This window comes from Longimonas sp., from assembly GCF_046498435.1.
GTDB lineage: Bacteria > Bacteroidota > Rhodothermia > Rhodothermales > Salinibacteraceae > Longimonas.
In genome coordinates this window covers 1-3033 of sequence record NZ_JAWOAR010000020.1, presented here as the reverse complement: position 1 = coordinate 3033, position 3033 = coordinate 1, and the positions used below count along the sequence as shown (strand labels likewise).

Genomic DNA, 3033 nt, shown 5'->3' with positions numbered 1-3033 from the left:
ACTTGCTTTTGCATGTAAACGGAAACGGATTTTACTCAAACGCACTACCTAACTGTAGCCATGAAAAACCTGAATGACGTGCAGTCCTACTGGCACGACGTGGCCGATGACCAGAGTCTGGATGATCTCCCGTATATCGTCGAGACGAACGCCCGCGGGCAGCTCATTTTGCGGCCTCGCTCAAATCGACACTCGGTGCGTCAGGCTGCTATCATGGCTCTGCTGGAACGCCACACCGCTACTGGAAGAAGCTACTCCGAGTTCGCCCTTGCCACCCCTGAAGGCGTTAAGGTGCCCGACGTAGTCTGGATGAGCCCGGAGCGACTCACCGAAATGAATGCCACGGGCGACCCCTCAACGTTGGCGCCCGAGATCTGCGTCGAAGTGCTCAGTCCCGGCAACACGCCCGACGAAATCGCCGACAAACGCGCCCTGTACCGCTCCATCGGCGCCGAAGAAGTGTGGATCGTGACCGATAACGGGCAGATTCGGTTCTACCGTGATGCGGAGATCGATCGGTCTGAACTCGTGCCGGAGTGTCCTGAACGCATCCAGGCCAAACCGAAGTAATGCAGCAGGGGCGTGCGACTCTCAGAACGCGTTGTGCTATGGGTTCAGAAGGCGCAGAACTCCCCATCGTCCTGTCATCCAGATCCTGAATCGAGTTCAGGACAGGCAAGGCGCCCCTGGCGCCGCTGATCCGGAGCCGAGCGAAGCGACGCACGAAGTAATCCATTCGTCGTTTGAGGGGCGTCTTCACGTCCCGCGAGCATCCATCTATTGGGGGATGGATCCCAGATCGTCGCTACGCTCCGTCTGGGATGACCGTGTAGGGGCATAAACACGCTTCTGCGCGTTCAACGGCAGATACATGTATAGCACAATCCCTGCTAAGAGGCTCCTTGAGTTGGAATCTGCTATCTAAAATGGGACCTCTACCCTACAAATCCTGTTTTGTGTATTCTCGAAATCGTTTTAATCTGTGAAAGGTCTTGGCTATGGAACGGCTAACACTCAAGAAAATGGAGGACTCGCTCGGTATCGTGCTCTCCGATGACGCCGTGAAAGCGCTGGATGCGAAAGAAGGGGATACGGTGTTTGCTGTGCCGACCGCCGATGGCCTGCATCTGACGTTGCACGATCCAGAAGAAGCAAACGCTGTCGAGGACGCGCGGGCGTTCATGGATACGCACGACGATGCATTTCGCAAGCTGGCCTGAGAGCGATACAACGTTTCGTTAGCTCACGACGTACCCAAGCGCCGGGTTTTCACATCTTCCTCGTTCGTCATGCTGAACGGAGTGAAGCATCTCAGCACCCACCCACAGAGAAACTATGTTGAGGTTGGACCGGGAAAGCTATACGCGTAGGGATGATGCCGAGTATGGACGGTCAGGATGACATGCTGATACGTCTTCAAGATCGCAGGCAATCACTTGCAGTTCAACCACTCCCAGCTTGCTTAACATCCCCGTCGGTGCGCGGCAATCAGCGTGGTCCGTCGGAGAAGAATCAGGCATGGTCACGCTAAATCACGAAGGGCATCGTTGTACGATTCCGCTCCTTCTTTGTAGAGCTCCAGTGCTTCCTCCAGTGTGGGATCGTACGGCGTAATGAGAAGTCTCTGATCCGTCTCAATGATTTGGACGCGATCTCCCTTTGTGATGCGATGTCGCGTCATCATCTCTTCAGGGAGCGTTAGCTTTGCCTCCTCGTCAATCCGGCATGTCGTTGCTTTTGCGGCCATAACGGTGTGCTGTCAATGCTAAACGTTGTGCTATCAATGCTAACGTTCATTCTTTCAACTTCCAACGCTGGTCCGATAGGTAGCGGTTTCCACTCTACATCCATCTCTCCATCCTTCCACACATCCATCCTCCCATCCACCCGTCCAAACCTCCCCACCTGAACGCCCCACTTCTACAGCGCACCTTCGAACCGAATGCCACCCAGCGTCGCCGGGGATGCAAGCGCTGCAATGATGAGGTGCAGCGTACGGCGGCTAATCGCACAGTCCTGCACAGCCGGGGGCGTGTCAATACCAAGAGGGACTGCCGGAGTCTGCCGGTCAGTTCCTCTTTTCTTGTAGAATCTTCGGATCCCAAATAACGACAAGCAGCGCCGGCAGAGGTTAGTGAATACGCTTGAGGGCTTCGCGCTGAGCAGCCAGCGTTTTGTCGAGCTCTTCTTCGCCGTGCTTGGTGCCAAAGAAGTAGGCCTCAAACTGCGAGGGGGCCAGGTAGACGCCTTCTTCCAGCATGGCGTGGAAGTAGTCGGCGTAGGCCTCCGTATCGCAGGCTTTGGCTGTCTCAAGATCGGTGACGCGCTCGTCCGAGAAGAAGAGGCTGCCCATGGCACCCACGCGGGTGGTGTAGTACGAGAGCCCAAGGGCCTCAAGATTCTCGCGCGTGCCTTCTTCGAGCGCCTCGCTGTAGCGCTCCAACTGCGGATAGATCGTGTCTTTTTCATTGGCGATCTTCGAGAGCACGGTGTACCCGGCACGCATGGCCAGCGGGTTGCCACTGAGTGTTCCCGCCTGATAGACCGGGCCTACGGGCGACACGTAGTCCATGATCTCTTTGGATCCGCCGTACGCCCCCACGGGCAGCCCACCGCCAATGATCTTGCCCAAGGTCGTCATGTCGGGCGTGACGCCGTAGCGCTCCTGGGCACCGCCGGGCGCCACGCGGAATCCGGTCATCACCTCGTCGAAGATGAGGACGATACCGTGCTCGTCGCAGATGGCGCGGAGTTCTTCGAGGAAGCCGGGCTCGGGCGGGATGCAGCCCATGTTGCCTGCAATGGGCTCCACAATGATGCAGGCAACCTCGCCCTCGTACGATTCGGCGAGTTCGCGCACATGTGCGGCGTCGTTGTAGCGCGCTAAGAGCGTGTCTTTGGCGTTGCCTTCGGTCACGCCCGGCGAGTTGGGTTCGCCCAGCGAGAGCGGTCCGCTGCCGGCAGCAATCAAGAAGAAGTCGCCGTGACCGTGGTAGTTACCGGCAAACTTGATGATCTTATCGCGCCCGGTGT

4 protein-coding genes are annotated in these 3033 nt (G+C 57.4%); 2 read left to right on the top strand and 2 right to left on the bottom strand.

All coding sequences use genetic code 11. The features are described from left to right. The first annotated feature begins 60 nt into the window (after positions 1–60). Positions 61–570: a Uma2 family endonuclease gene (locus R6U20_RS00790; RefSeq protein WP_410335968.1), complete on the top strand. Its 510-nt coding sequence runs from the start codon at positions 61–63 to the stop codon at positions 568–570. A 428-nt stretch (positions 571–998) separates the two neighbouring features. Beyond that, on the top strand, positions 999–1220 hold the full coding sequence (locus R6U20_RS00785; RefSeq protein ID WP_410335967.1) for a transcriptional regulator/antitoxin MazE: 222 nt from the start codon (positions 999–1001) through the stop codon (positions 1218–1220). A 302-nt stretch (positions 1221–1522) separates the two neighbouring features. Here the strand turns inward: R6U20_RS00785 and R6U20_RS00780 are convergent, their stop codons facing one another. Next, a complete protein-coding gene (locus R6U20_RS00780) occupies positions 1523–1747 on the bottom strand; it encodes an AbrB/MazE/SpoVT family DNA-binding domain-containing protein (RefSeq protein ID WP_410335966.1) in 225 nt (74 codons plus the stop codon). Positions 1748–2131: 384 nt separating this feature from the next. Beyond that, positions 2132–3033, bottom strand: a 902-nt coding sequence (locus tag R6U20_RS00775; protein WP_410335965.1) for a glutamate-1-semialdehyde 2,1-aminomutase, incomplete at its 5' end; no start/stop codon positions are given.